This window comes from Nocardia sp. NPDC050710, from assembly GCF_040654375.1.
Taxonomy (GTDB): domain Bacteria; phylum Actinomycetota; class Actinomycetes; order Mycobacteriales; family Mycobacteriaceae; genus Nocardia.
In genome coordinates, this window is record NZ_JBFAHV010000009.1 from 20,867 (window position 1) to 41,558 (window position 20,692).

Annotated in this window: 19 protein-coding genes and 1 pseudogene; 9 read left to right on the forward strand and 11 right to left on the reverse strand. The window is 66.8% G+C overall.

The window, feature by feature from the left end:
* Positions 1–46 precede the first annotated feature (46 nt).
* Positions 47–3,034, reverse strand: a complete 2,988-nt coding sequence (locus AB0H61_RS17655) for an acyl-CoA synthetase (protein ID WP_357305295.1) — start codon at positions 3,032–3,034, stop codon at positions 47–49.
* 200 nt (positions 3,035–3,234) lie between these two features.
* Positions 3,235–4,023 carry a hypothetical protein gene (locus tag AB0H61_RS17660; protein ID WP_357305297.1) on the reverse strand — a complete coding sequence of 263 codons (789 nt, stop codon included), beginning with the start codon at positions 4,021–4,023 and terminating at the stop codon, positions 3,235–3,237.
* A gap of 369 nt (positions 4,024–4,392) precedes the next feature.
* Here AB0H61_RS17660 and AB0H61_RS17665 point away from each other — a divergent pair, with 369 nt between their 5' ends.
* From AB0H61_RS17665 to AB0H61_RS17685, 5 genes are all read left to right on the forward strand, one after another.
* A complete protein-coding gene (locus AB0H61_RS17665; protein ID WP_357305300.1) occupies positions 4,393–5,799 on the forward strand; it encodes a family 2B encapsulin nanocompartment shell protein in 1,407 nt (468 codons plus the stop codon).
* A gap of 15 nt (positions 5,800–5,814) precedes the next feature.
* Positions 5,815–7,377, forward strand: a complete 1,563-nt coding sequence (locus AB0H61_RS17670; RefSeq protein ID WP_357305302.1) for a family 2 encapsulin nanocompartment cargo protein terpene cyclase — start codon at positions 5,815–5,817, stop codon at positions 7,375–7,377.
* A gap of 30 nt (positions 7,378–7,407) precedes the next feature.
* The gene (locus tag AB0H61_RS17675) at positions 7,408–8,280 is read left to right on the forward strand and encodes a geranyl diphosphate 2-C-methyltransferase (RefSeq protein WP_357305305.1); all 873 of its coding nucleotides are present in this window, start codon (positions 7,408–7,410) and stop codon (positions 8,278–8,280) included.
* Positions 8,277–8,846, forward strand: coding sequence for an isopentenyl-diphosphate Delta-isomerase (gene idi, locus AB0H61_RS17680; RefSeq protein WP_357305308.1), 570 nt, complete (start codon positions 8,277–8,279; stop codon positions 8,844–8,846). The genes AB0H61_RS17675 and idi overlap by 4 nt, the downstream gene beginning before the upstream one ends.
* A 301-nt stretch (positions 8,847–9,147) precedes the next feature.
* Complete coding sequence (locus AB0H61_RS17685; protein WP_357305310.1) at positions 9,148–9,498, forward strand: hypothetical protein; 351 nt, start codon at positions 9,148–9,150, stop codon at positions 9,496–9,498.
* 29 nt (positions 9,499–9,527) lie between these two features.
* On the opposite strand, the gene AB0H61_RS17690 is transcribed toward AB0H61_RS17685, so the two are convergent.
* Positions 9,528–10,262, reverse strand: coding sequence for a GntR family transcriptional regulator (locus AB0H61_RS17690; protein WP_357305313.1), 735 nt, complete (start codon positions 10,260–10,262; stop codon positions 9,528–9,530).
* 141 nt (positions 10,263–10,403) lie between these two features.
* On the opposite strand from AB0H61_RS17690, the gene AB0H61_RS17695 reads away from it, so the two are divergent.
* Both AB0H61_RS17695 and ilvA read left to right on the forward strand, forming a co-directional pair.
* Positions 10,404–11,579: a serine hydrolase domain-containing protein gene (locus AB0H61_RS17695; protein ID WP_357305316.1), complete on the forward strand. Its 1,176-nt coding sequence runs from the start codon at positions 10,404–10,406 to the stop codon at positions 11,577–11,579.
* A 72-nt stretch (positions 11,580–11,651) separates the two neighbouring features.
* The gene (gene ilvA, locus AB0H61_RS17700; protein ID WP_357305863.1) at positions 11,652–12,872 is read left to right on the forward strand and encodes a threonine ammonia-lyase; all 1,221 of its coding nucleotides are present in this window, start codon (positions 11,652–11,654) and stop codon (positions 12,870–12,872) included.
* A gap of 47 nt (positions 12,873–12,919) precedes the next feature.
* Here the strand turns inward: ilvA and AB0H61_RS17705 are convergent, their stop codons facing one another.
* The 5 genes and pseudogenes from AB0H61_RS17705 to AB0H61_RS17725 all read right to left on the reverse strand — a co-directional run bounded on the left by AB0H61_RS17705 (position 12,920) and on the right by AB0H61_RS17725 (position 16,881).
* Positions 12,920–13,093, reverse strand: coding sequence for a hypothetical protein (locus AB0H61_RS17705; RefSeq protein ID WP_357305318.1), 174 nt, complete (start codon positions 13,091–13,093; stop codon positions 12,920–12,922).
* Between the two features lie 41 nt (positions 13,094–13,134).
* Positions 13,135–13,307, reverse strand: a pseudogene (locus AB0H61_RS17710) (ATP-binding cassette domain-containing protein); the annotation flags it as partial.
* 130 nt (positions 13,308–13,437) lie between these two features.
* Complete coding sequence (locus AB0H61_RS17715) at positions 13,438–13,761, reverse strand: multidrug efflux SMR transporter (RefSeq protein WP_357305321.1); 324 nt, start codon at positions 13,759–13,761, stop codon at positions 13,438–13,440.
* Between the two features lie 149 nt (positions 13,762–13,910).
* The gene (argH, locus tag AB0H61_RS17720) at positions 13,911–15,350 is read right to left on the reverse strand and encodes an argininosuccinate lyase (protein ID WP_357305323.1); all 1,440 of its coding nucleotides are present in this window, start codon (positions 15,348–15,350) and stop codon (positions 13,911–13,913) included.
* 328 nt (positions 15,351–15,678) lie between these two features.
* Positions 15,679–16,881, reverse strand: a complete 1,203-nt coding sequence (locus tag AB0H61_RS17725; RefSeq protein ID WP_357305326.1) for an argininosuccinate synthase — start codon at positions 16,879–16,881, stop codon at positions 15,679–15,681.
* 288 nt (positions 16,882–17,169) lie between these two features.
* On the opposite strand from AB0H61_RS17725, the gene AB0H61_RS17730 reads away from it, so the two are divergent.
* Positions 17,170–17,322: a hypothetical protein gene (locus AB0H61_RS17730; protein ID WP_357305329.1), complete on the forward strand. Its 153-nt coding sequence runs from the start codon at positions 17,170–17,172 to the stop codon at positions 17,320–17,322.
* A 1-nt stretch (position 17,323) separates the two neighbouring features.
* The gene (locus AB0H61_RS17735) at positions 17,324–17,698 is read left to right on the forward strand and encodes a hypothetical protein (protein ID WP_357305331.1); all 375 of its coding nucleotides are present in this window, start codon (positions 17,324–17,326) and stop codon (positions 17,696–17,698) included.
* A gap of 85 nt (positions 17,699–17,783) precedes the next feature.
* On the opposite strand, the gene AB0H61_RS17740 is transcribed toward AB0H61_RS17735, so the two are convergent.
* From AB0H61_RS17740 to AB0H61_RS17750, 3 genes are all read right to left on the reverse strand, one after another.
* Positions 17,784–18,293, reverse strand: a complete 510-nt coding sequence (locus AB0H61_RS17740) for an arginine repressor (RefSeq protein WP_357305334.1) — start codon at positions 18,291–18,293, stop codon at positions 17,784–17,786.
* 235 nt (positions 18,294–18,528) lie between these two features.
* Positions 18,529–19,473, reverse strand: a complete 945-nt coding sequence (gene argF / locus AB0H61_RS17745) for an ornithine carbamoyltransferase (protein ID WP_357305337.1) — start codon at positions 19,471–19,473, stop codon at positions 18,529–18,531.
* Positions 19,470–20,684 (reverse strand): acetylornithine transaminase, encoded by a 1,215-nt coding sequence (locus AB0H61_RS17750; RefSeq protein ID WP_357305340.1) that lies wholly within the window; start codon positions 20,682–20,684, stop codon positions 19,470–19,472. The genes argF and AB0H61_RS17750 overlap by 4 nt, the downstream gene beginning before the upstream one ends.
* Positions 20,685–20,692: the final 8 nt, after the last annotated feature.

The following is a 20,692-nucleotide window of genomic DNA, read 5'->3' on the forward strand; positions in this document are numbered from 1 at the left end:
GATTCGACCGCGCCGGGACATCACCGGCGCGGCCCATCACATCGGATCAGTCGCCGAGCAGTTTCCCAGCCTCGTCCGCGGTGAGCACTTCGTAGGCGTCGGACTCGCGGTTGTACCACCAGGTGTCGTGGCCCGGCTCCGGCCTGCCCGCGGCCTGCACGGCGCGGGTCGACGGGCGGTAGGTGGAACTGCGTGGGATGCCCTCGACCACGTACACCAGATCCGGCCGCTGATCGGGATCGAGGGCGCGCAACGCCTCGGTGACATCCTTGGGCTCCAGCCGGAAGCCCGTGCGCACGCTCACCGCTGCCACCGCGAGTGTGTGCCCGCCGGCCGGCAGGCCGTAGGCGACCTCCATATCGACGGCGGTGATGTCGTTGAGCGTGTCGACGATCGGCTTGGTGTAGACCGGGCCGCGCAGCGTCTTCATCACCGTATCCGTGCGATCCACCAGCCAATAGTCGCCATCGCTGTCGCGGCGGAACAGATTCTCCGTCGGCATCCAGGAATCACCCGCGGTGAATACCCCGCGCAGGCCGCCGTCGGAGATGTCCACCCCCTCGGAGGCCCTGCCGAGCAGCAAGCCGACCTCGTTATCCGCACAGCGACGGGCGAAGCCGGATTCGTCGGTGGCAATGCGCTCGGCGAGCGGGTCGTAGGCGACGAGCTCGACCTTCGCGGTGCCGGGCACCGGCCTGCCCTTGCAACCCGCCTTCGCGCCGGTCACATTGGCCAGCACCACGTCGCCCTCGATGGAGGCGTAGAACTCCAGCACCCGAGCTGGTTCGAACTGTTCGGTGGTGCGCCGCCACAGCCCCGCGGGCATGCCGGAGCCGATGAACAACCGGATGGGATGCGCGTGCCCGGCTGGGAAGACCTCGGCGTCGAGGATGTCGCGCAGCATGGTCCAGGTGTAGGTGACCACGGTGACGCCGTAGCGGTGCACCTCCTCGGCGAACCGCTCCGGATCCATCGAGCGGGCCAGCGCGATCCGGCTGCCGCCCGCGATGGCACCGCCGAGGCTGACCAGCAGCCCGGACGAATGATGCAGCGGCGCAAGGCAGTACACCGTATCGCGACGATCCAGATCGGCTGTGGTCGCGGTGCCGAATGCGGACAGCGCCCAGCGGTGGTTGGTGATGTATTTGATCTCCAACCGGTCGCCGGTGCCGGTGACCAGCATGAAGGCGAGTTCCCGGGCCAGGCCGGGATCCGGCCGGAACCACGCGGGCAGCCGCACCTGGGTGGGATCGATCTGCTCGAGGTCGATCACCTTGTCGCTCACCGGAATATCGAGCCCGCGCGCATCCCCGCCGCCGAGTACCAGCACCCGGGCGCCGGTTGCCGCGGCATACCGCAGGTTCTCCGGATCCGCGATGACGGTATGAATGCCGGTGAGCTCCACGGCCCGATCCAGTTCGCTGCCCGGGGCCAGCAATACCGCTACCGCACCGATCCGTGACAGCGCCGCGACCGTGGCCAGCGCGCTCGGCCGGGTCTCCATCACCACGCCAATCCGGTTGGCGGGACGGATGCCGACCGATATGAGCCCGCGCACCACGTTATCGATGCGGGTCTTGACCGCGGCATTGGTGTGCACCCGGTCGTCGAAGAGGAAGCATTCGCCCTGCGGCGCGCGCTCGGCCTGCTCGGCGACCAAGCGGCCCAGCGAAATCCGGGTGTTGGGCTGGATCATGCCGAGCCGGGTCAGCCGCGGCAGGGCTCGGGCGGCCTCACCGGCCAGCTCGACCGAGCCGCGCACGGTATTACTCGCGATCCCCTCCAGCGCCTTGCCGAACCCGGTGCCCGCCTCGGCCAATGTCGCGGCGGCGTGCACCACCCGGGTGGCCGCGGTGCGCGGACCCGTGGTCGGCACATGTTCGGCCATCGGGATGATCTCCCCTGGCAGCGTCTCGTCCCGATCCATCCAGTCGATCCACTGCCGGACCAGCGGCCAGGTGTGATTGGTCGCCATGCTGCCCGCCACCAGACCGAAATGCCCGGCCACCAGACTGGCCTCGTACACCTCGGCATTGGGCGCCGCCCGCACGATACCGCGCACCGCCGCGGGCTGACCGATATCGTCGACCTCACCGACGAACGCCAGGATCGGGCACTTCAGCTCGGCCAGCGAGATCGGCTGATCGCGAATGACGAAGCCGCCCAGCATCATCCGATTGTGCGCGACGAACTGTTTGAGCAGATCCGCAGCCGCGGGCCCGGCGTAGCCGACCCAGCCGTCGCTATTGAGGAAGCGGCGCTGGCGCTCCTTGGGCAGCAGCGCCTCCCGGTCGTGCAACTGCCGGAGGAAGTCGATGCGAGACTTGGCGGTCTTGACCGGATCCAGCATCTGGAAGCCGAGACGCACCATGGAATCGGTAATCGGCAGCCGGGTCACGACGTGGTCGGCCAGGAAGTCCGCGACATCGGAGACCAGCCCATAGGGCAGCCCGAACGGCATGCCCGCGACGATGTCGACCGGGCTACCGAAGGTCACGATGCTGGACACGCCCCTGCCGTAGCGATAGGCGGCGGTCTGGTAGGCGAACATGCCGCCCTGCGAGTATCCCATCAGGTGCACGCTGGAACCGGTCGCCTCGGTGACGGTGTCGATAGCGCTGTTCACCGCGACCACGTGGTCGGCCAGATCGCGCTCCCAGCCGCCCTCTTCGGTCGCGGGTGAGCCGAAATCGACCACCCAGCAGTCGATCCCGCCGCGGTTCAGGATGCCGACCGCGCCGGCCTCACCGTTCACATCCCAGATATCGGCATTTACCATCAGCGGCGGGACGAGCAGTGCGACCGGACGGTCCGGCGCGGCATTGTCGGGGAAATAGTGGCGGAGTCGATACATGCGTCTGCGCTCGACCACCTCGAACGGCGACGCTTCGACATCATGGGTCAAACCGCCGAAGCGGATGACCTCGAGTCCGTTCTGCGCAGTAGCCATCAACCGCTGCACCGAACCGACCATATCCTTCGCACTGAACTTCACGACCGCTCCTGGCCCTACCCTGAACGTGACCCATATCATCCGCGCACTCCGCCCAGTGCGCACTTCACCGGCAACCACTTGCGCACCAAAAGCGTGCTCAGACGAGCTTCCCACATCGTGTGTCCATTATGTGTCCGGTGTGACCGGATCCATGCACCGATAGGTCTTCGCTGTGACCGCGGGATAGCGGGGCGGCCGGTCGCGCCGGCCGAGCCGCGCCGTCGGCGCCCCGCATGGAGTCACTGCCGACCCATCACGTTCACGTACATACTTTCGAACGGCTCCGGACTGACGGTCAGATCACCCCGGAACGGGTAGTCCAGCGCGGCGATCAGAAAGATCATCGCGCCGAGGAAGAAGGCGAACAGCCCGCCGAGCAACAAATGCGCCCCGCGACTCAGGCTGAACAGACACAGCAACACCAGATTGATGAGCCCGCCGACGAGAATGACGCCCCACAACACGTCGGGTATCCCGCCGGCGGTGGCGTTGATCCGATGTCGGCGGTCCTGATCGAAGCGCGCGAACTGGTCGATGGTCGCCGCATGAACGATCTCCTCGGATTTGGTCCGCGGCTCGAAGTCGAGCAGATGCCCCTGGAACCTGTTGACCAATGCGGTACCGCCCATCGGCTCCTCACCCTCACGCAGCGCGGGGAAACAGACGTTGAGCATGTTGTCGGTGTACGCGATGAGATCCTGCTGCAGCACGGACCGTTGCGGTTCCGGATAGGCGCTCACCTCTCGGTACAGCGTGCCGACCGCGGCGGCCTCGTCGGCGACGAGACCCTGTGCCATATCGGCGGTTTGGTATGTGGCGGCCGCGATCAAACCCAGTAGCAGACCGTAGAAGACGCCACCGACGGTGAGCACCATTGTGACGGTGTCGTTCTTCCCCGGCTCCGGCCCGAAGACCTTCAGCACGTAGGGATGCGCGAACCAGATTCCCGCACAGGCGATCAGCACCGCGGTGCCCGTGATGATGATGAAGTCCAGCCAGGTGGGCAGCCCATGGATCCAGGTGAACATGGAAATCCAAGATAGCTACCAGGCAGACATCCGTCCGCGAATCCGGCATTCATCCCAGGACGTTACCCGCCGTTACCTCGATCGAACGCATGTCGTGACCATCCGAATCCGATCTTGGGATTATTCGAATTCAGCTGCGCCACAGCGGCTCTGCGGCCTACCATCGATCCGGTCCGGAACGCAGTGTTGCGTAAGTCAATTCGCTCGCACCGCAAACGGAAAACGGACCGCTCCGTCTGTGCCACCCTCCATTCCGAAGCAGCATCGATCCTCAATTGCAGTGCCCCCCTCGGTAACCGCTGTCGTCAGCAAACCAGTCGTTTTGCTTTTCCTTCCGTCTCGGTGACCACCACTAGGTGAGGACCACGCATGACCATCGAAATGCCACTCCAAACGGAAAACAACGCTCGCAAGAGCCTCAGCACCGGCGCCGCGCACCAGCTCGCCACCACCACCAAGTCCGAACCGCAGATGCAGGGCATCAGTTCCCGCTGGTTGACCCGTATGCTGCCCTGGACGCAGGTCAACGGCGGCGTATACCGGGTGAACCGGCGCCTGACCCATACCGTCGGTAACGGTGAAGTCGAATTCATCGTCGACGGCTCCCAAGCCCGCGTAATTCCATTGGAATTGCAAGAACTTCCGCAGTTGCGGGACTTCGACGACGAGGAAGTGTTGAGTGCGCTCGCGCAGCGCTTCGAACAGCGCGATCTGGAACCCGGCACGGTGGTTGCCGAATTCGGCAACCCGATGAATCAGGTCATGCTCATCGTGCACGGAAAGTTGAGCAAGATCGGCTCCGGAGAATTCGGCGAGCACACGAAACTCGGAATGCTCGGCGGCGGCGAATTCTATGGCGATGCAACCCTCACCGATCCGTCCGCGATCTGGCCGGTCACCATCAAAACGGTTACCAAGACGACCATGCTGGTTTTGCCCCGGCAATCGCTCGATGAATTGCTGGAACTCACACCGGCATTGCGTGAGCAATTGTCCAGAGTCGCCGCCGCACCGGTCCGGCCGCAGAATGCCAAGGGCGAGGCCAATATCCTCATCGCCTCGGGTCACGAGGGCGAACCCCTGCTGGAAGGCACCTTCGTCGACTACGACGCTTCGCCGCGGGAGTACGAGCTCAGCCTGGCGCAGAGTGTGCTGCGGGTGCACTCCCGCGTCGCGGACTTGTTCAACGACCCGATGAATCAGGTGGAGCAGCAGTTGCGGCTCACCGTCGAAGCGCTCTACGAGCGTCGCGAGCACGACTTGGTGAACAATACCGATTTCGGGCTTTTGCATAATTGCGATCTCAAGCAGCGGATCTACACCGAGTCCGGCCCGCCCACCCCGGATGATATGGACGAGCTGCTCAGCATGCGGCGCAGCACCAAACTCTTTCTGGCGCATCCGAAAGCGATCGCCGCCTTCGGTCGCGAATGCAGCAAGCGCGGGCTGTATCCGGATCCGGTCGAGATCGACGGCCACCGGGTACCCGCGTGGCGCGGGGTGCCGATCTTTCCCTGCGGCAAGATTCCGATCAGTGGTACCCAGACCACCTCGATCCTCGCGATGCGTACCGGCGAAAAGGATCAGGGCGTTATCGGACTGCATCAGACCGGCATTCCCGACGAATACGAGCCGAGCCTGAACGTGCGCTTCAAGGGCATCGACGACCAGTCGATCATCTCCTACCTCGTCAGCTGCTACTACTCCGCCGCGGTACTGGTACCGGACGCGCTGGGCATTCTCGACAACGTCCTGGTCGCCCGGCAGGCCGACTAGACCGGGAGATCAGCGATGTCGGTGCTCTCACGCGCCGCGGCCCCCGCCGCCACGCACGATGCGGCGGCCGCGATCGCCGCGCTACTGACCGTTCTCGACACCAGCGCGCCCGCTGACCTCTTCGCCGCCGCGTCGTCCTCCGCTGAGCCGGGGGACGAGGCGGCCCGCGCGGAGCAGGTCATGCCCGCGGTCACGCGCTTACTAGGCCCGCGCGGGCTCGGCGCCGCCGCACTGCGGCTGCCCGACCCGCCGGTGGCGGTCGCTCTCCCGGAGCCCGCCGAAACCGCATCGGGGGCACCCGAACCCGTTGCGGCGCAAGCACAGTCGGTTTCGATAGGAACAACGGACAATCAAACAGCTCACGACAATCACACACGGTCCATTACAACTCCCACACCCGCAGGCTCGCCCGAGACACCCGTCGGATCGGCGCAGGGGGCCGGTCCGGCGGGGTTACCCGCGGCACGAATCCCCTCCGGTCCTACCGGGTTGGGTTCGGCCTCGGCGATCATTCGCGGCCCAGGAACACCGATCTCGGTCGGGTCGAGCCAGCGGATGGCACCTATCCAGGACGGCGGCGGGACCGCCGCCACACCGATTCCGCCGCTGTATTGCCCGCCGCCGCTGCGCGACGACCCGGTCCTGGCGGCGGAGGTCAACGAGGGCCTGATCGGCTGGGCCCGCGAGATCGGATTGTACGAGGGCCGTTTGGACGAGCTGCGGGACGCCGACTTCGGCCGGCTGATCATGCTCGCCCATCCGGACTGCGATGACGCGGACCGATTGCTGGCTGCCGCCAAGTGCGCGGTGTCGGAATGGTCGGTCGACGACTACTACTGCGAGGAAGGAGCCGATGAACGCGCCCCGGACGGGTCGCCGTCCAGCGCCACCGCCGAACTCGGGCCGCGGCTCGAACTCGCCGCCGCCGCGATAGATCCCGTCCATCTGCCGGAGCAGTACACACCGCAGCTGGAGGCGGCGATGCGAGCCGATCCGATCCTGCGTGCGTTCCGTACCTCGTTCGATCACCTGTCCCGTTACGCGACCCCGGCGCAGCTGGCTCGTCTGCGCACCGAAATCGCGGGCTGGTTCATCGCATTGAGCGCCGAGGCGGGCTGGCGGGTGGCGGGCCGGATGCCACCGGTCTGGGAGTACTTGACCAACCGCCAGCCGCACAGCTTCCTGCCGTGTATGGCGCCGATCGACGCGGTCGGCGGCTATGAGCTCAACGCCGCCGAGTACACCGATCCCCGGGTGCGCCGGGTGGTCACCACCGCCGCCCTCGCCAGCCAGATGGTCAACGACCTGTACTCGATGGCCCGCGAGGACGAGGCCGACCACGTGGAGTTCAACCTCCCGACGGTGCTCGCCGCCGAGGAGAACTGTTCCCGTCGGGAGGCGGTCGTGCGCACCGCCGCCATCCACGACGAACTGGTCCATCGGTTCGAACGGGAGGCCGGGCCGCTCGCCGCGACCGGCTCGGCCGAACTCCGCCGATTTCTGATCGGGCTGTGGTCGTGGATGGGCGGCAACCGTGCCTGGCACGCAGATAGCAAGCGCTACAACGATTCCGATTAGTCAGTACCGCAACGAGGAGGGTGATCTCGAATGACCATGCTCAACCCGGAGACCGGCACCGTACTGCGCACCAGCTATCAGAAATCCGTTGCGGAGTACTGGAACAACAACCCCAATGACGATCGGGTCAACACCAAACTCGGTGAGGTGGACGGCCTCTACCACCACCACTACGGGATCGGCGATCCGGATCTGTCGGTCCTCGAGGGTCCGGAGGACACCCGACAGGGTCGCATCGTGGAGGAACTGCATCGGCTGGAAACCGCGCAGGCCGACCTGCTGCTCGACCACCTCGGTGACGTCCGGCCCGGTGACCACCTGATGGACGGCGGATCCGGCCGCGGCGGCACCAGTTTCATGGCCAATCAGCGCTTCGGCTGCCAGGTCGATGGCGTCACCATCTCCGAATACCAGGTGGGCTTCGCCAACGAGCAGGCCCGGCATCGCGGCGTCGCGGACAAGGTGCGCTTCCACTTCCGGAATATGCTCGACACAGCCTTCGATACCGGGTCCATGCGTGGTATCTGGACCAACGAGACCACGATGTACGTGGACCTTTTCGACCTGTTCGGGGAATTCTCGCGGTTGCTGGAGCCGGGCGGACGCTACGTCTGCATCACCGGCTGCTCCAACGATGTCACCGGCGGCCGTTCGTCCTCGGTGAGCTGGATCGACGCCCATTACGGCTGCATGATCCATCCGCGCAGCGAGTACTTCCGTGCCATGGCCCAGAACAATCTGGTGCCGGTCAATGTGGTGGACCTCACCGCGGCCACCATCCCGTACTGGGAGCTGCGCACCAAATCCGAGCTCGCGACCGGCGTGGAGAAGCCCTTCCTCACCGCCTACCGGGAGGGCAGCTTCCAGTACCTGCTCATCGCCGCCGATAAGGTGGGGCGGTGACCGACACCCTGGCCGACCCGCTCACCGATCGCGAGGCCCTGCCCGTCGAGCTCGTGGACGAGGCAGGCCACGCGATCGGTGCGTGCCCGGTGTCGGAGGCGCATCGCGCGCCAGGACTGCTGCACCGCGCGTTCTCGGTGTTGCTGTTCGACCAGTACGGCCGGGTGCTGCTGCAACAGCGGGCGGCGGTGAAGACCAGGTTCCCGCTGCTCTGGGCCAATACGTGTTGCGGGCATCCCGCACCCGGGGAATCGGTGACGACGGCGGCGGCGGCGCGGCTGGCCGAGGAGCTGGGGCTGGCCACCGAACTCTTCGAGGTCGGTGTGTTCCGGTATCAGGCCGAGGATTCGCGGACCGGACGGGTCGAACACGAATGGGACCACGTACTCGTCGGACAGCTGGACGGGGAGGAACCGCGTCCGGATCCCGCCGAAGTCGCCGACTTCGCGTGGGTACAACCGGAAGCGCTCCGCGCGGCGCTCTCCGCCGATCCCGCCAGTTACTCCCCCTGGCTCGGGGCCGTCCTGGAAATCGCCGACGAGGCGTATCCGCACAGCGAAAGGTAATGCCACCGGCCCGGCCGATTCGTGGTCGGGCCCGGGGCGATCCTCCTTGTGCTTTTGTTCCGGTGTGCGCGGGTGAGGGAAGCGGCAAATCCTGAGGGAATTACATGTCTCAATGCGCATATCTACGTATTCACATGTGTATTCGATGCCGCAATCCTGGCCTCCACGGGGATGGAACCGCACGTCACGGCGCCACCGCCGCGCAGAACCTTGGCGAAATCACAGGAACGCCTAAGCCTCACACCAGGCGTGGCGGCCATGCTGCTGGAGTACTGAGTTTCGAATGCTTGTGAGGTGCGCCATGGTCGAGGTCGAAGTCACAGACGACAAGGTGACGGTGAATGTGCTCGGCATGGACCGCCTACTGGCACTGCGGGAGCAGGTGACCGTCGACGTCGCCGACATCACCGAGATCGCCATCGCCGAGGTCGATCTGCGCCCGCCGTGGGTGCGCGCTCCCGGCACCTTCTTCCCCGGTGTCATCGCCGCCGGAACGTACCGCGGCCGGCATCGAAAGGAATTCTGGGACACCCGATTCGGCGGTCGCGCCATCCGGATCGACCTGGCCGGGCCCGGCTACACACGCATCGTCGTCGATGTGGCCGACCCCGACGCCGCGCTGGAGGAGCTGACCACGGCCGTCGCGGCATAGCGGCGCGGACGCCGAAATCGCCGGTGCGGTTATTGCCCGGCTATCGCACGAGAAATATCTTCCGTGGGGGCCAGCGGCCCGGTGTCGGTCGGCAGGGTTGCGATAACCGTCTCCAGCCTGCGGTGATGCCGCTCGGCGAGGAGCACCAACCGATCCACATCGCGGGACAGGAAGGCTTCCAGCATCAGCGCGTGGTCGGTATGGAGGCGCACCCGATCGGCGCGGCAGATATGCACCATCGACTGCACCGGCTCCGTCACATTCCACGTCGACTCCAGCATGTGCAGCAGCCGGAACATGCGCGAGGGCCGCGTCAGCGCCACGTGGAACTGGCGGGACCGGCGGTGGTAAGCGGCCGGGTCATCGTCCCGGATCGCCTGCTCCAGCAGGGCATTGACCTCCAGCAGCTCCGCACGATCGGCATCGGTCGCGTTCAGGGTCGCGGCCGCCAGCGACGCGGTCTCCAAAGTTTGCCGCACGACATACATTTCGCGCAGTTCGTCGGCCGTCAGCTGGGCGACGATGTAGCCGCCGGACGGCTGGTGGATGACAAGCCCCTCCCCCATCAGGGTTTTCAACGCCTCGCGCACGGGAATGTGGCTGACACCGAATAATTCGGCCACCTCGCGCAGCGGGATCACCGTGCTGGGCGGCACGGCTCCGTCGACAATCAGCCGGCGCAATTCGCCGAGAATCACCTGTGGCCTGCCCGGTTCGTCGACAACCAACCTCGCGAGCAGGGCCGAGCGTCTCCGTGGAGGCATGACGACCACGGTAGGGCAGCGGTGTTGCGATTTCGGTCCCGGATGTGACGCTCAGGAAAACGCACTGTCACGCGACGCGGCCGGTGAGGTGTCGCCGAATGGACCCCTTACGCTGTACCAGACGGAAGGCGAGTATCAACGATGACCACTATTCCGACAGCACAAACCGTGGACCGGCGCTTCGTGAGTCTGGTCGCCGAATTCGACCGGCTCTTCCGGCGTCCCGACGACGGCGGCGGCGCGCTCACGGTATACCTGCACGGTGAGCCGATCGTGGATGTCTGGGCCGGATACGCCCGCCCCGGCGAACTCTGGCAGCACGACACCGTCGCCATGGCCTACTCGACCGGCAAAGGTGTGGCCTCGACGCTGCTGCACCGGTTCGCCGACCGCGGACTGCTCGACTACGACGCGCCCGTCGCCGAGTACTGGCCGGAGTTCGCGGTCGCGGGTAAGGACCGCATCACCGTCCGCGAAATGCTCACGCACCGGGCCGGGTTGCACCGGCTGCGCGGGCTACTGCCCGGACCGGCCGAACGCTTCCTCGACGACCACGCGGTAACCGCGGCGCTGGCGGCCGCGGCCCCGGATCCCCGGCACCGGGTGACCAGCGGTTACCACGGCATCAGCTTCGGGCACCTGGTCGCCGAGCTGGTGCGCCGGGTCGGCGGCGCCGACTTCACCGAGCTGCTCCGCACCGAGATCTCCGAACCTCTCGGCGCCGAGGAACTATGGTTCCGAGTCCCCGCGTCGGAGCGGGACCGCATCGCCCCCAACTTTCCCCGCCTTACGGTCGCCGGCCTGAGTTGGGAAGGCGGTGCCCGACTGATGGGGCGCACCCGTTTCGCGGCCGCCGCCGACACCACCCCGGCGGGCTTCGCCGACCTGGTATCCGATCCGCGCCTGCACGATTCGGTGATGCCGGGCGTGAACGGTGTTTTCTCCGCCCGCGCGCTGGCCCGCATGTACGGCGCGCTCGCCAACGGGGGCAGCCTCGACGGATACCAGCTGCTGCGGCCGGAGACCATCGCGGCGATCACCACCCGACAGGTCTTCACCCCCGATTACGTCCTCGCCTTCCGCATTCCCTGGGGCCTCGGATACCACGGTGTTCCAATGAAACCCTCCAAAGCGGAACCGATTTCGGCCTTCGGTCATTTCGGTCTCGGGGGCTCGGGCGCCTTCGCCGACCCCGAGACCGGGATGTCGCTCGGCTTCGTCACCAACCGTCTGGGCGGCAAGCTGACGCCGCTGGGCGATGCCCGCCTGGCTCGTCTCGGTGCTCTCGCGCACAACCTGGCCAAACAGGTGTCGTGACCTGCGTCTGCCGTTTCGTGTGACAAACCACCAATGGTGGGACGAATGGTATTCGGCTGGCAGCATGGCGGCATGGAGTTGGTCGGGCTGGAGCAGATCGAAGCGGCGGCGGAACTGCTTGCGCCGGTAATGAGGAAGACCCCGATGGTGGCATCGCGGGTGCTGTCCGAACTGTCGAGTACGGATGTCTGGTTGAAGTGCGAGAACCTGCAGCGGACGGGGTCGTTCAAACCGCGCGGGGCCTACAACCGGATCGCCCATCTGCCGGCGTCGGACGGGGCGCGCGGCGTGGTCGCGGCGAGCGCGGGCAATCACGCGCAGGGAGTCGCCTGGGCGGCATCCTCGCTGGGCATCGAGTCGACGGTATTCATGCCCATCGGCGCGTCACTGCCGAAGCTGGCGGCGACCAAGGCCTACGGGGCCCGGGTGAAGCAGGTCGGTGAAACCATCGACGACGCGTTGGACGCGGCACTGGAGTTCGCCGAGCGGACCGGGGCCACGCTGATCCATCCCTTCGACCACGCCGATATCGTGGCCGGTCAGGCGACCGTGGCGCTGGAGATCCTGGAGCAGCTGCCCGAGGTGGGCACGGTGCTGGTGCCGACCGGCGGGGGCGGCCTGCTGGCGGGCGTGGCCATCGCGCTGCGTCATCTCGCTCCGCGGGTGCGGGTGGTCGGCGTGCAGGCGGCCGAGGCCGCCGCATGGCCCGGATCGCTGAGCGCGGGCAGGCCGGTGCGTGCGACGCGGATGTCGACCATGGCCGACGGCATCGCGGTCGGGCTGCCGGGCGCGGTGCCGTTCGCACACGTCGCCGCGCATGCGCCCACCGTCTTGACGGTGGACGAGGACGCACTGTCGAAGGCATTGCTGCTGTGCCTGGAACGGGCGAAGTTGATCGTCGAACCGGCCGGGGCCGCCGCCGTCGCCGCCTTGATGAGTTGCACCGCCGAGGAACTCGATCTACGCGGGCCGGTATGCGCGATCCTGTCCGGCGGCAATATCGACCCGCTGCTGCTGACCCGTTTGATCGGACACGGGCTCAGTGCGGCAGGGCGCTATCTCGCACTACGCGTGACGATTTCGGATCGGCCCGGTGGACTCAGCAGTCTGCTCACGGTCGTCGGGAAGACCGGGGCCAGCGTGGTCGACGTCGCGCATTCGCGCACCGGGACCTGGCTGGCGGTCGACGAGGTCGAGGTATCGCTGACCTTGGAGACCCGCGGACCGGACCATCGCGACGAGGTACTCGAGGCATTGACCGGTGCGGGTTACTCAGTGCGCGTGCAGGATTAGCGCGCAGGCTCGATGTCGGCCCCGGTGGGTCGCACTCTCGGCACCGCTCAGCATCTGCGCTTGTAGAAGTACCGGGAATTGGCATCCATATCGGCTCGGGTGATGGCGACCATATCGGTCCGGATGGTGCGGGTTACCGGTTTACCCTCGAGTGCCGCGGCGGCTTGGTCCACTCCCGCCGCGCCGATGCCCGCCGGATCCTGGGCGATAAGAGCTTGCACGGTACCGGCTTTCAGATCCTCGACCTGTTTGGGGCTGGCATCACCAGTGTCGATTTGCCCGCACCGTTATCCCCGATCAGTGCGACGACCTCGCCCGCCCTGACCTGAAAATTGACGCCCGCAACGCCTCGACGCCACCGTAGCGTTTGACCAGCCCGGCCGCCTCGAGCACCACCGCACCGCCGGTCGCGGCGCGCGGGCAATCATCCGACATCATCGTCCGCACCCCGTGGACCTCGCTGAGCAAACGTCCAGTCCATCGCCCGATGGTACGTTCGGGCCGGTACGGCCCGGGACCTAATCATCAAAATGCACAAGGCGCAACGGGGTCGCCACGACCGCGATCAGTGCACCCCACCGAGCTCCAGCGCGAGCACACCGAGAATCACCAAGGCGATGCCGCCCACCTGGACCAGTGTCAGCTTCTCGTCCAGGAAGAGCGCTCCGATGGCGGCGACCGCGGCCACGCCGATCGCCGACCAGACCCCGTAGGCGACGCCGATGGCCATGCCACGCTTCAGGGCCTGGGACAGGAAGAAGAAGGCGGCGCAGTAGCCGATCACCACGATGATCGAGGGAATCACCTTGCTGAACCCGTCCGAGAGCTTCAACGAAATGGTTGCCGAGATCTCGGAGACGATCGCCAACGCAAGGTACAGGAAGGTCATTGCGGCAGAATAGCGATGCGCCGGTCGCGGCTGCCGGGCAAGAACAACCGCGGCATCGGATCAACGTTCGCCCGGCTGCTACGGGTCGCCGACCTCCTCGGCCGCGCGGCACCGTATACCGGGCAACTGTGGGTGCGGTGAACGGCTGATCAGCGCAGCCAGTCGCGCCGTTCGGCCGCCGACCGGCGGATCTCATCGAGCTGCGCCGCGACCTGCACGCCGGCGGTGCCACCGCGGGCGTTGCGGGAGGCGATGGAACCCTGCACCGTGAGCACCTCGCGGACCTGCGGGGTGAGGGCCGGGTCGATGGCCCCGAATTCCGAATCGGTGAGTTCGTCGAGTCCGACGCCGCGGGCTTCGGCGGCGCGGACGCAGGCGCCCGCCGCCTCGTGCGCAACCCGGAACGGAACACCCTGGCGGACAAGCCATTCGGCGATATCGGTGGCCAAAGTGAAACCGGCGGGGGCGAGTTCGGCCATGCGGTCGGTGTGGAAGGTAAGGGTGGAGACCAGCCCGGCGATAGCGGGCAGCAGCAGCTCCAGCTGAGCGACCGAATCGAACAGGGGCTCCTTGTCCTCCTGCAGATCCCGGTTGTAAGCCAGCGGCTGCGCTTTCAGGGTGGCGAGCAAACCGGTGAGGTTGCCGATGAGGCGGCCCGCCTTGCCGCGGGTGAGTTCGGAGACGTCCGGATTCTTCTTCTGCGGCATGATCGAGGAACCGGTGGACCAGGCGTCGGCGAGGGTGATGTAGCCGAATTCCGGTGTGCTCCAGATGATGACCTCTTCGGCCATCCGACTCAGGTCGACGCCGATCATGGCGAGCACGAAGGCCGCCTCCGCCGCGAAGTCACGCGAAGAGGTGGCGTCGATCGAATTCGCCGCCGAGGCAGTGAAATCCAGCTCCGCCGCGATCTGTTCCGGATCCAGTCCGAGTGAGGACCCGGCCAGCGCACCGGAACCATAGGGCGAGATCGCCGCGCGCTTGTCGAAATCGCGCAACCGGTCGATATCGCGCAGCAGCGGGTGCGCATGCGCGAGCAGGTGGTGCGCCAGCAGCACCGGCTGCGCGGCCTGCAGGTGGGTCTTGCCCGGCATCACCGCGTCGGGGTGCGCGGCGGCCTGCGCGACCAGGGCGTCGACCACCTCGAGCAGGCCGAAGGCGACCCGGCGCACCGCGTCGCGCAGCCACATGCGGAAGAGAGTCGCGACCTGGTCGTTGCGCGAACGCCCGGCCCGCAGCCGACCGCCCAGTTCGGTGCCGACCCGGTCGATGAGTCCGCGCTCCAGCGCACCGTGTACGTCCTCGTCGGAATCGAGCGGGCCGAACACACCCGACTCCACATCCGCGGCCAGCCGATCCAGCCCGGCAAGCATTCCGGACAGGTCGGCGTCCGACAGCAGTCCGGCCTTGTGCAGCACCCGCGCGTGCGCCTTCGACGCGCGAATGTCGTAGGGAGCCAGCGCCCAGTCGAAGTGCGTCGACTTGCTCAGCGCCGCCATGGCGGCCGCGGGCCCGGACGCGAAACGACCACCCCAGAGCGCACCCTCGTTCGTGCCGTGCTGAGTCGATTGCTCGCCGCTCGATGTCATGGTGTGCGTTCTCCTCCTGGGTCGGGTGCGGTCATCGGTTCGTGTCGGCCGTCTGCACGCGCTGCGCGAGCACTCGCACGGGCGACCGACGAGTGCCTCGACCGGGTCGGCGTCAACTGCCCAGCCGTATCTATCGAACCAGTCGATCGGATGGCCGCCGTAGTCGGATCGGCCGGATGCGGGCACCGGAGACGACCGGCGGGCGCCGCGCACCTCCGTCGGGGTGCGCAGATGCCCGGCCGGACGACTGCGCTCACGGATGCCCCGCCCCGTGCGCGGCTCGGATCACCGGCGGTATCGGCCGCCGGTGTCCGTTGCTCGGCCGCGCTTACTTCTGGTTCAGATCCCGGCGCGCGGCGACCTTGGAGGACAGGCCGTGGATCTGCACGAAGCCCTTGGCCAACGACTGGTCGAAGGTGTCGCCCTCGTCGTAGGTGGCCAGGTTGAAGTCGTACAGCGATTGCTCCGAGCGGCGGCCGTTGACGACGGCCGAGCCGCCGTGCAGCACCATCCGGATGTCGCCGGTGACGTGCTGCTGGGTGTCCTGCACGAAGGCATCCAGCGCGCGCTTGAGCGGGGAGAACCACAGGCCGTCGTAAGCCAGCTCGCCCCAGCGCTGCTCGACCTGCCGCTTGTAGCGACCCAGCTCGCGCTCGATGGTGACGTTCTCCAGCGCCTGGTGCGCGGTGATCAGTGCGATGGCGCCCGGCGCCTCGTAGATCTCGCGGCTCTTGATGCCGACGAGCCGGTCCTCGACCATATCCAGGCGGCCGACGCCCTGGCGGCCCGCCCGGTTGTTCAGCTCGACGATGGCCTCGAGCACGCTGACCTGGCGGCCGTCGATGGCGACCGGCACACCCTTGTCGAAGGTGATGATGAGCTCGTCGGGCGCCTCGAAGTTGACGGTCGGGTCGGCGGTGTAGTCGTAGACGTCCTTGGTCGGGGCGTTCCACAGATCCTCGAGGAAGCCGGTCTCGACCGCGCGGCCCCACACGTTCTGGTCGATGGAGAACGGCGACTTCTTGGTGACGTTGATCGGGAGCTTGTTCTCCTCGGCGAACGCGATGGCCTTCTCGCGGGTCCAGGCGTAGTCGCGGACCGGGGCGATCACATTCAGGTCGGGCGCGAGCGCGCCGATGCCGACCTCGAAGCGGACCTGGTCGTTGCCCTTACCGGTGCAGCCATGCGCGACAGTGCTGGCGCCGTGGAACTTGGCGGCCTCCACCAGATGCTTCACGATCAGCGGGCGGCTGATGGCGGAGACCAACGGGTACTGACCCATGTACATCGCGTTGGCCTGGATGGTGGGCAGGCAGTATTCGTCGGCGAACTCGTCGCGGGCATCGACCACGATCGCCTCGACAGCGCCGCAGTCCAGCGCGCGCTGACGCACCACATTCATGTCCTCGCCGCCCTGGCCCAGGTCGATGGCGACGGCCACCACCTCGGCGCCGGTCTCCTTGCCGATCCAGCTGATGGCGACGGAGGTGTCAAGCCCACCGGAGTAGGCGAGTACGACGCGATCGGACATGTCTGTGTGCTCCTCGGTTCTGTTCGTGTCTCAGCATTATGGTGCCCGTGTCGGCGAGCGGTGAGCGCAGCCCAGGCCCGGCGCATCGGGACCCACTTCAGCCGGCCCGCGCCGTCATGCAAATGATTATGCACGATGATGCAATCCCATTCATAATCACCCCCTCGCGAATCGACCGGACAAGACCGTTCAGTACGGTAAGGCGTTGTCTTTCAGAGGGATTGGCGGCACCTCGCCGGTATGCGACCCTGATACGGCAATGTTCGAGCCGGGCAGAAGGACGGACCAATGCTTCAATCGATCGCACAGGAGTTCTCCACCCTCGGCAATGCTGTCCTGGATGTCGGCCGCGCCGTCATCGACCTCGTCCAGGACATCATCGATGTCACCACACCCAAGGGCGGACCGTCCGGTCCCGGCGGCCAGTTCCCCTTCAACTGAGGTGACAACGCATCCGGCCGTGGATCCGGCGGCTTTCAGGGAACTGGCGCTCGCCGCCATCGCCGACGAGATCTGCGACACGAGCCTGCTTGCCATGATCGACAGTGGCTGCACGATCGACTCCGGGCTTGTACAGACCATGAGTCTGCTGCAGACGTACACCAGGAGATTGCGCTACACGGGCGGCAATACGGTGCTGTTGCATCAGACGGGACAACTCGTCGCGTTCTTGCGCGCCTATCCGAACGAGTGGCTGTCCATGGTCCACGTGCGGTCGGAGGACGGCAGAAACAGGACGCTCATCGCGGATTCGGAGAAACCCGAGATCCTGTTCTGGATGCGGATGCTCGACCTACCGCGTCCGGACTGGAAGTGAGCATCGGTCTGCGCGGACAGTTTCGGGGCCAATCACCAGGTTTCGGGCGATATCGGGCGAGAATGTCCGTTCAGACCAGTCCCCCTCAGGCGAGTTCCTCGATCTTGGCGGCCAGTTGGGCGCCGGTGAGGGGTTCGCGGGCGATGACGGCGATGGTGTCGTCTCCGGCGATCGTGCCGACGATGAAGGGAAGGGCGGCGCGGTCGAGGGCGCTGGCGAGGTAGTGGGCGGCGCCGGGTGGGGTGCGCAGGACGGCGATATTGCCGCTGGCGTCGGTGGAGACCAGCAGGTCGCCGAGGAGTTTGGAGAGGCGGTCGGTGCCGCCGGTGACGCCGCGGACGGGACTACCGTCCTCGGGGACGATATAGACGCCCGCACCACCATCGGCGGCGCGCAATTTCACGGCGCCGAGTTCATCGAGATCGCGGGAAAGGGTGGCCTGCGTGGTTTCGATGCCCTCGGCTGCGAGCAGGGCCGCGAGTTCGGTTTGGCTGCGGACCGAATGGGCGGAGAGCAGTTCGATAATGCGGGATTGGCGGCCCGCGCGGGTGCGGGCGATCGCCGCACCCTTGCCGGTCTGAGGTTGTACGGTCACGACGGCACCTCGCCGACGATCCGGCTACCGAGAACGTCTGTCGCACCGAAATCCGTTATCACGCCACGCCCCACCCGGGTTTGCTCGCTGAACCCGCTCACGACCCCGCCCCGCCGACCATCGTGCCAGCGGCGGCCGAGACGCCCGACGACTCCCCCACCGAGCCCGCTCCTGCCGCGGAGAACGCACTGTGGCGCAACCGAAGAGACCGCGCCGCCGGTTCGCTCGCCCTCACTCACAATGCCTCACCACTTCTCTTGGCCAACAGCCACACGAGGAGCGCCTTCTGCGCGTGCAGCCGGTTCTCGGCCTCGTCCCAGACCACGCTGTGCGGACCGTCGAGCACCTCGTCGGTGATCTCCTCCCCGCGGTGCGCCGGAAGGCAGTGCAGCACAACGGCGTCGGGCTGCGCCTCGGCCAGCAGGTCGGCGTTGAGCTGGAACGGACGGAAGGGACCGACCCGGTCCAGTCCGTCGTTCTCCTGGCCCATGGAGGTCCAGGTATCGGTGACCAGGGCATCCGCACCCGAGGCGGCGGCCACCGGATCGCCGGTGAGAGTGATGGTGGCGCCGGTTTCGGCGGCTCGCTTGCGCGCGGCCTCCAGAATCCACGGCAGCGGCTCGAAACCGGTTGGCGCGGCGATGGTCACATTCAGGCCCGCGGTGACGCCACCGAGCAGCAGCGAATGCGCCATATTGTTGGCGCCGTCACCGAAGTAGGTGAGATTGCGGCCGGTGAGATCGCCCTTGCGCTCCTTCAGCGTCAGCAGATCCGCGAGCACCTGGCAGGGGTGGAATTCATTGGAGAGCGCGTTGACCACCGGAACCGTTGCCGCCACGGACATTTCATCGAGGCGCACCTGTTCGAAGGTGCGCCAGACGATGGCGTCGACGTAGCGCGAGAGCACCCGGCCGGTATCGCCGAGGGTTTCCTCACGACCCAGCTGGGTGTCGCGGCCGTCGACGACGACCGCATGTCCACCGAGTTGCGCGATACCCATTTCGAAGGAGAAACGGGTGCGGGTGGAGTTCTTCTCGAAGATCACCCCGATACCGCGTGGACCCCGTAGTGGCTGCCGCGCGAACGGCGACTGCTTGAGTTCGGCTGCCAGCGCGAGGATCTCGGCCTGTTCGGCCGGGGATACATCGTCGTCGCGCAGGAAGTGCCGTAGCTCGGTCATCTTTGGGTTCCCTTCGCATCGTCGGCCGCACCGTCCAGAATCTCCGGCAGATCGGCGACGAAGTTGTCGGACTGGGTCTCGGTGAGGACCAGCGGCGGCGCCAACCGGATCACATTCGGCTTGGGCGCGTTCACCAGATAGCCCGCCTCCCTGGCCCGGGCCTCGACCTCCGCCGAAATATCTTCGGTGAGTACGATTCCCAGCAACAAACCGGCTCCGCGCACATGGTCGACGAGCGGATGCTGCAACAGCTCGATGCCGTCGCTGAGCCGCTTGCCGAGCGATTCGACGTGCGCGAGCAACCCCTCCTCGTCGAGGGTCCGCAGCACCGCCAGCGCGGCCGCGGCGCAGACGGCATTGCCGCCGAAGGTGGTGCCGTGCAGACCCGGGGTGAGCAGATCGGCGGCGGGGCCGGTGGCCAGCACCGCGCCGATCGGCAGGCCGCCGCCGAGTCCCTTGGCGAGGGTGATCACATCGGGCACGATGCCGAAGGCCTGGTGCGCATAGAACTTTCCGGTACGGCCGATGCCGGTCTGCACCTCGTCGAGCACCAGCATGGCGCCGTGCCGCGCGGTGATTTCGCGGGCCTTGACCAGGTAGTCCATCGGCGGCACCACGACACCGCTCTCCCCCAGGATGGGTTCGAGGAATACCGCGGCCGTCTCGTCGTCGACCATCGCTTCCAGGGCCGCCGCGTCACCGTAGGGCACGTGCACGACGCCGGGCGGCATCGGCTCGAACGGCGTGCGCTTGGACGGCTGCCCGGTGAGCGCGAGCGCGCCCATGGTGCGGCCGTGGAATGCCTCCTCGCAGGCGATGATCTTGCGCCGGCCGGTGAGCCGCGCCATTTTGAACGCGGCCTCGTTGGCCTCGGTGCCGGAGTTGCAGAAGAACGCGCGACCGTGGCCGTCGCCGAATTCCCCGTCGCCGAAATGCGCGAGCAGCCGCTCGGCGAGTTCGACGACCGGTTCGTTGACGTAGAGGTTGGAGGTGTGCCCGAGGGTGCCGAGCTGGTTGGTCACGGCTTCCAGGATCGCGGGATGCCCGTGGCCCAGGCTGTTGACCGCGATGCCGCCGAGGAAGTCGACGTAGCGCTTGCCGTCCGCGTCGTAGACCACCGCGCCGGCGCCGCGCACCAGTGCGACCTTCGGGGTGCCGTAGTTCTTCATCATCGCGGCGGACCACCGCTGCTGTAGATCTGTTGTATTCATTCGTCGAC

Bases quoted from the DNA above. Each gene is read 5' to 3' on its own strand.
- AB0H61_RS17655 (WP_357305295.1), bottom strand. From the start codon at position 3,034: ATGATATGGGTCACGTTCAGGGTAGGGCCAGGAGCGGTCGTGAAGTTC.
- AB0H61_RS17660 (WP_357305297.1), bottom strand. From the start codon at position 4,023: ATGTTCACCTGGATCCATGGGCTGCCCACCTGGCTGGACTTCATCATC.
- AB0H61_RS17665 (WP_357305300.1), top strand. From the start codon at position 4,393: ATGACCATCGAAATGCCACTCCAAACGGAAAACAACGCTCGCAAGAGC.
- AB0H61_RS17670 (WP_357305302.1), top strand. From the start codon at position 5,815: ATGTCGGTGCTCTCACGCGCCGCGGCCCCCGCCGCCACGCACGATGCG.
- AB0H61_RS17675 (WP_357305305.1), top strand. From the start codon at position 7,408: ATGACCATGCTCAACCCGGAGACCGGCACCGTACTGCGCACCAGCTAT.
- AB0H61_RS17685 (WP_357305310.1), top strand. From the start codon at position 9,148: ATGGTCGAGGTCGAAGTCACAGACGACAAGGTGACGGTGAATGTGCTC.
- AB0H61_RS17690 (WP_357305313.1), bottom strand. From the start codon at position 10,262: ATGCCTCCACGGAGACGCTCGGCCCTGCTCGCGAGGTTGGTTGTCGAC.
- AB0H61_RS17695 (WP_357305316.1), top strand. From the start codon at position 10,404: ATGACCACTATTCCGACAGCACAAACCGTGGACCGGCGCTTCGTGAGT.
- ilvA (WP_357305863.1), top strand. From the start codon at position 11,652: ATGGAGTTGGTCGGGCTGGAGCAGATCGAAGCGGCGGCGGAACTGCTT.
- AB0H61_RS17715 (WP_357305321.1), bottom strand. From the start codon at position 13,761: ATGACCTTCCTGTACCTTGCGTTGGCGATCGTCTCCGAGATCTCGGCA.
- argH (WP_357305323.1), bottom strand. From the start codon at position 15,350: ATGACATCGAGCGGCGAGCAATCGACTCAGCACGGCACGAACGAGGGT.
- AB0H61_RS17725 (WP_357305326.1), bottom strand. From the start codon at position 16,881: ATGTCCGATCGCGTCGTACTCGCCTACTCCGGTGGGCTTGACACCTCC.
- AB0H61_RS17730 (WP_357305329.1), top strand. From the start codon at position 17,170: ATGCTTCAATCGATCGCACAGGAGTTCTCCACCCTCGGCAATGCTGTC.
- argF (WP_357305337.1), bottom strand. From the start codon at position 19,473: ATGACCGAGCTACGGCACTTCCTGCGCGACGACGATGTATCCCCGGCC.
- AB0H61_RS17750 (WP_357305340.1), bottom strand. From the start codon at position 20,684: ATGAATACAACAGATCTACAGCAGCGGTGGTCCGCCGCGATGATGAAG.